Raw genomic sequence first — 6,172 nt, 5'->3', positions numbered from 1 at the left:
GCAATTTCTCTGCCCTGTAAGTCCCACAACCGCGCTGTGTTGTCATCAGAGGCGGTGAGGATGCGCTGCCCATCGGGGCTGAAACTGGCACTGTAGACCACACCCTCATGCCCCTGGAACTTGGCAATTTCCCTGCCCTGTAAGTCCCACAACCGCGCTGTGTTGTCATCAGAGGCGGTGAGGATGCGCTGCCCATCGGGGCTGAAACTGGTACTTCTGACCGAATTCTCATGCCCCTGGAACTTGGCAATTTCTCTGCCCTGTAAGTCCCACAACCGCGCTGTGTTGTCATCAGAGGCGGTGAGGATGCGCTGCCCATCGGGGCTGAAACTGGCACTGTAGACCACACCCTCATGCCCAGCCATCACCGTAATGCCCCGCACTTTATCTAAAATTGTCTGTAAAGCCAACACCGGGTTAGCAGCTGGGTAGTCTTGGAGTTGTTTAATTCCCCGCTTATCTATTAAACTTTTTAACTCTCTGCCATCCCGCATCGCCGCCAGCAAAGCCCCCACTTGATTAAACTGCAAGCGGTTAATATTTGCCAACCCTGACCGTTCCAGCCTAATACCAGCCAAGGCAATTTGTCGTTCTGCTTCTGTTTTTTCTAAGTCATTTTGTGCCTTTCGCACCCGTCCTTGCGCCAGTCTTTGGGCTGCTGCCGCAGTTTCTAACCCCCGCAAAGCCTCTTGCTGTTGGGCTTTGGCTTGTCGCAGGTCGTTTTGTGCCTTTTCTACTTGTTTCCGCGCCAAATTTTCTTTGTCTTGTGCTTGTGCCAGTTGTAAGTTTGTGGCATCTAGTTGTTGCTTGGCAATTTTCTCTTGCTTTTTTAAATTAGCCTCAGCATTCTTAACCTTGATTTCGGCATCAGCCACCTTTTTATTAGCATCATTAATTCGCTGCTGTGCCGCTTTTAATTCCTCCTCCTTTTGTTTTTTCTCACTATCAATTTTGTCCCGTTCATCTCTCGCCACCGCCAATTGTTCATTACTTCGCCCCGCCAACACTCCCAACCCCACCGCCGCCACCCCAGAAACCAGCAACAACACTAAAGCAATTTGTACTCGCCGCCTAGCTGTTTTATTCGCGGCTGTTAATATTGCTTGTTCTTTCTTCGCTATTTCTAAATCTCGTTCAACTTCTTTTCTTTCTAATTCCTGACTAGCATCCAAAAACCGATCATCTATATCAGTTAAACTTTTGCCAATTCGCCAAGCCAAAGCCTCTTTCAAAGCCTGTCCCCGCAACAACCGCGACTCATCTAGATAATTAGCAGCCTTCCAAGCATTAAAAGCATCAGAATAAGGACGCAAATTCGCCAACAACTGCTCACACCACAGCGAGTTAAACACCTCTGCATAAATGCGGTTATAAACTCGCAACTTTCCCTCGCGCCTCACTACCAACCCACTCAACCGCAATTCTATTTGTTCCGCACTGTCATCAGTGGCAACTTCACCCTGCTGCAAAATCTGTTGATACAACCCCAACAACCGCCCAGTCCGCAACTCCCCACTGCGCGTAATTCTATATAAAATCGTCTTCAAATGTTCCGGCTCATCCTGCCCTTCCCAATTCTCAATAATCCGCTTTCTGACTACACTTTCCACCCACGCTGCAATTTCCGATTTCTCCCCATCCCTCTCATTACCCCACTCCCTACTCCCTACTCCCCACTCCCCAATAATCAACTTACAAACCTTTTGCGTCAAAAACGGCTGTCCCCCCGTCCACGCCAACACCGCCGCCATCAATTCTTGCGGATTTCCCACCGTTGCTAAACCCCGTGCCAAAGGTTCCGCCTCATCTAAATTAAACCCAGTTAAATCAATCGCCCTACCAATATTAAAAGGCGTGCGTCCTTTATCTTGAATCAAATCAGAAGGTGTAGACACGCCAATTAAAGCAAAAGTCACGCGGTTATATTCTGGTTTTTCAGCGCGGCGGTTATAACAATCTCGAATAACTGCAAAAAAGTCATCTAAATTAAATCCCAGACTTAAAACACTATCAATTTCATCAATAAAAATTACAATTTTCCCACTTATTTTTGCTAATAAAACTGTTTCAATAAACTTACTAAAACGCTGCACTGGTGAAATTAAATTATGCTCATTCCACCAAATTTCTAAATCAAAATCAGTATACAAATTAAAATATCCCACCAACGTATCTATTACCCCGGCATACCATTGTTCCGGTGTAATATCATCCGTCCCTATGGCTGTAATATCCACCGCAGCACAAGCAAAACCCTCATCTTGCAATTGCCGCATTACCCGCACCCGCAAGCTAGATTTCCCCATCTGCCGCGAATTAAGCACATAACAAAATTCCCCAGCCTGCAAGCCTGCATACAAATCATCGTCAGCTTGTCGTCTGACATAAGTTGGCGCATCTTGGGGTAAACTTCCCCCGACTTGGTACTGGTATTGAGTCATATTGTGTAGGGGTGAAAGGGTGTAGGGGTGAATATGTCTGAAAAATATCAAATATTTCGCTTGATCCCCCCTAACCCCCCTTCAAAAGGGGGGAATTTTCTTCAAGTCCCCCTTTTTAAGGGGGATCTAAAAGTATGGAGAACAAAACAAACAATTTTTCAGATATCCTCTAGTGAATTTGTAAAACAATTAAGAATCGTTATCAGTTATCAGTTATCAGTTATCAGTTATCAAAATAATTTTGTTTACTGTTCACTGTTCACTGTTCACTGTTCACTGATTTTCACTCCCAGGCGATCGCTAAAATATTTCCGGTATAAATTACACAAGGGTATGACTTTATTTCCTTGAAACTTCACTAACCCCATACTCCGCAGTTTAAAGGCGGCTGTTGTTCCCACATCAACGGCTACATCAGCCATAAGTACTTGTTTAAAGGCTGTCAGCAATTGTTTATCCTCCTGCAAATTCAACAAATGACGACGCAAATGATCACTATATGCACCAGACTCTGTAGGCGCTGTTTGTTCTAACTCTTGCCAAGTCATTCTCCCCCGCGCCATTTGATACAAAGCCATCCGCACTAAATAAGGATGTCCACCAAATAAGCCAATTAACTCCTCAACTTGTGAGTTATACCAATTCAGTCCATGACGTTGTACCAAATCTTTTACCTGTGCTGGATTTAATTCTGGCAACTCCACAGGTAAACCCACATTAAACGGTGACTGATTAATATTCAGAGGAATATACACTTCTTTAGAATGAACAATTACCAGTCTCAGCTTTTGCCAAATTGCATCATTTTTAGCACGCTCATGCCATGCCCGCAGCAAGCCGAAAAAATCTGTAGCAATTGAGGGATGTTTAAAAATTTCGTCTACTTCATCTAAACCCAAGACAATGGGCGCGTCTATCTCTTTCAGCAAATACCTTTGAAAGTAGTTGGAACACTTGTTTTTACTTCCTAAAACCCCGCGCCAAAAATCATCTAACTTATCTGGGAAACCAAGGCTATCGGTAATACTGGCGCAAAACCACTGCAAAAACATATCCAAACTATCAAGAAATTCGGCATCGGCTGACTGAAAGTTTAAATACGCTGTTTCATAGCCTTGTTTACTGCCATAATCCAGAATCCGTGACATTAAAGAACTTTTACCCATTTGGCGCGGTGCTTTAATTCTAATTAATGCCCCAGCGTTGAGAATTTCTGTGTAACAGTCGGTTTCTACAGGAGGGCGATCAATGTAAAATGCAGATCCTAAAGGAACTTGCCCTTCTGGATTTTCTAAGACTACTGCTGATGTGACAGTTGGTTCTGAAACTGGATTTTTTCGGCTTTTGAGAACTGGCGTGGAAGATTCAGGAATGCTTTTTAAGTCGATCGCATTGCACCCAAACTCATAAGCATCTTGATAGGATCTATCAGCGCCGAGTGCGTCATAAAAACCCACCGCAAACTCTCTGGCTGCTTCATCACCAATTTCTTGATTCATCCCAACTACGCAGTCAATATGCTGAAAAATCGCCTCAGCTTGGACTTCGCTATAGCAGGCGTTTAACAACACACACTCAATTTTGTCTTTAAATAAACTAAATAACTTGGTTAAAGCCTCTGTACTGACTACTTGCCCTTTTCCGGCATCATTTTCTAAGACTAACCCTTGATTACCTGCGCCATGTCCCGAAAAATGCACAATTTCTGGTTCATAGTCTAACAGCGATCGCCGCAAATCTTCGGGACGCACCGCCCAACTCGCAATAATTTCAAATTTATCTCGACTATTGGCACGTTTCAATCCTGCCTGAATTTCCCTGACTTCTTGGTCTAAACGTAATGGTTTGCCGTTGCTAGGATGGGCTGATAGTATCAGGATTTTTTTCACAGAGTGAACTAGTGTAGATTAACCCAGGTTTTTTCCCTAAAATTAGTGTACTACAGCTAATATTCTCTGAATCTATGCTAAAAATAGCAGGGAACAAACTTGGATGTCTTTTACATTCTGTGTGAAGCGATCGCTATCATATCTATACAGGACTTACGCACAAAGATTATCTGTGGAGATTGGGTGCAAGGGTGAAAGGGTTTGGGGTGTAAGGATTTTGAATAAGTACACCCTCGCCAAAACCCTTAATTTTTCGTTTTTATGCGTAAGTCCTACCACAGTTAAAAGTTGAAAATTTAACTATTATTTTTCTTTTTTGAGAATGATTAAACAGGGATAAGTCCCGTTAGGATAAAACTGAAAGCAACAATCTTAATGGAACCGTGACAGCCAATTCAGCTAATACCTCTACAACCATATTTCGCCTATCTCCGTTGATTCGGATTACTCTGTTGAGTTTATATGTAGCACTCACAATACCATTGCCATTTTTAGCCCAAGCAACAGCCGCGCCAACACCACCCTCGTTACTGTGGGTAGGAATTGTCATCGGCTTTGTCGGACTGTATGCAGTGTTGACAGAAAGAGTAATTGTCAATGACCAAGAAATTCAGGTAACTTACCCTGTATGGGTTCCGCGTTTCTTTCGTAAAGGTTGGATTTTACCTTGGTCAGAGGTTAAAGAAATCAAACCCCGTTCTACAGGTCAAGGCGGGTTAGTTTATTATTTCCTCAGCAAAGATGGTAAAGCTTATTTATTACCAATGCGTGTGGCTGGTTTTGCCCGGTTAGTGAACATCGTCCAAGCCAAAACCGGCATAGACACCACAGATGTCCGTCCCTTAGCGCAGCCTTGGATGTATGCGATTTTATTTGGATTTACCTTACTACTGCTGTTAGTTGATGCTTGGACTATTAATACAGCCTTGACACTATCTTAAATTTAAAATCTCACGTAAAGACGAAAAAATCCTTTGCGTGAGAAAAAAGGAAAACTATCACTGTGGATAATTTCACTCCACAAGCCCAACTCCGGCTTGAGCAAGTTAATCTATTTACCAAACTAAAAAGCAATCACCAAGGATACCCAATCTTACAGAATATTTCCTTTCAAGTATTCCCTGGTGAAAGAATTGCGATTGTTGGCGTAACTGGTGCTGGTAAAACCTCATCACTACGCTTGATAAATCGCTTAACTGAACCGACTAGCGGTAAAATCTATCTGGAAAATCAAGAATATCGCCAAATTCCTGCTATTCAACTGCGCCAAAGAGTAACACTGGTGTTGCAAGAGTCAAGACTACTGGGGATGACAGTCCAGCAAGCATTGGAATATCCTTTAGTTTTGCGCGGAATACCCAAACAGACAATTCAGCAACGAGTTAGCCATTGCCTGGAACAACTGCATATTCCTAATGACTGGTTAGCCAAAAATGAGTTACAGTTGTCATCGGGTCAAAGGCAATTAGTTGCGATCGCGCGTGCTTTAATCATCCACCCCAAAATTTTACTATTAGATGAGCCAACATCAGCCTTGGATGCAGGTACAGCCTCTCATCTGATGCAAATCCTCATTCAACTAGCCCAAACCCAACAAACTACAATTTTGATGGTTAATCACCAGTTAGATTTAGCCCAAATGTTTTGTACAAGGCTGTTACACCTGCACCAAGGCCAGTTGTTAGCAGACAAACCCGCCTCTGAGGTAGATTTAGTCAGTTTACAAGCAAGTTTGACTCAGGCAGAAACTCAAGCCGCACAAGAATGGATTTAAAAACCTCTTATCTGATAAATCACCCTAAACACAACTCTTACAGCACTCTTTGTTTGGATAAAGCAAAA

General features: G+C 43.1%; 4 protein-coding genes. 2 read left to right on the top strand and 2 right to left on the bottom strand.

Translation table 11 applies throughout. The features are described 5' to 3' along the window. Both H6G28_RS23970 and H6G28_RS23965 read right to left on the bottom strand, forming a co-directional pair. On the bottom strand, positions 1-2,441 hold a 2,441-nt coding region (locus H6G28_RS23970; protein WP_190674801.1), incomplete at its 3' end, for an AAA-like domain-containing protein. Positions 2,442-2,707: 266 nt separating this feature from the next. Further along, positions 2,708-4,330, bottom strand: a complete 1,623-nt coding sequence (locus H6G28_RS23965) for an AAA-like domain-containing protein (protein ID WP_190674799.1) — start codon at positions 4,328-4,330, stop codon at positions 2,708-2,710. Between the two features lie 383 nt (positions 4,331-4,713). Here H6G28_RS23965 and H6G28_RS23960 point away from each other — a divergent pair, with 383 nt between their 5' ends. Then, on the top strand, positions 4,714-5,271 hold the full coding sequence (locus H6G28_RS23960) for a hypothetical protein (protein WP_190591026.1): 558 nt from the start codon (positions 4,714-4,716) through the stop codon (positions 5,269-5,271). Positions 5,272-5,333: 62 nt separating this feature from the next. Beyond that, positions 5,334-6,104: an ABC transporter ATP-binding protein gene (locus H6G28_RS23955; RefSeq protein ID WP_190591023.1), complete on the top strand. Its 771-nt coding sequence runs from the start codon at positions 5,334-5,336 to the stop codon at positions 6,102-6,104. Positions 6,105-6,172: the final 68 nt, after the last annotated feature.

This window comes from Nostoc sp. FACHB-190 (assembly GCF_014696905.1).
Taxonomy (GTDB): Bacteria; Cyanobacteriota; Cyanobacteriia; order Cyanobacteriales; family Nostocaceae; genus Nostoc_B.
This window is presented reverse-complemented; position numbering and strand designations above follow the sequence as displayed.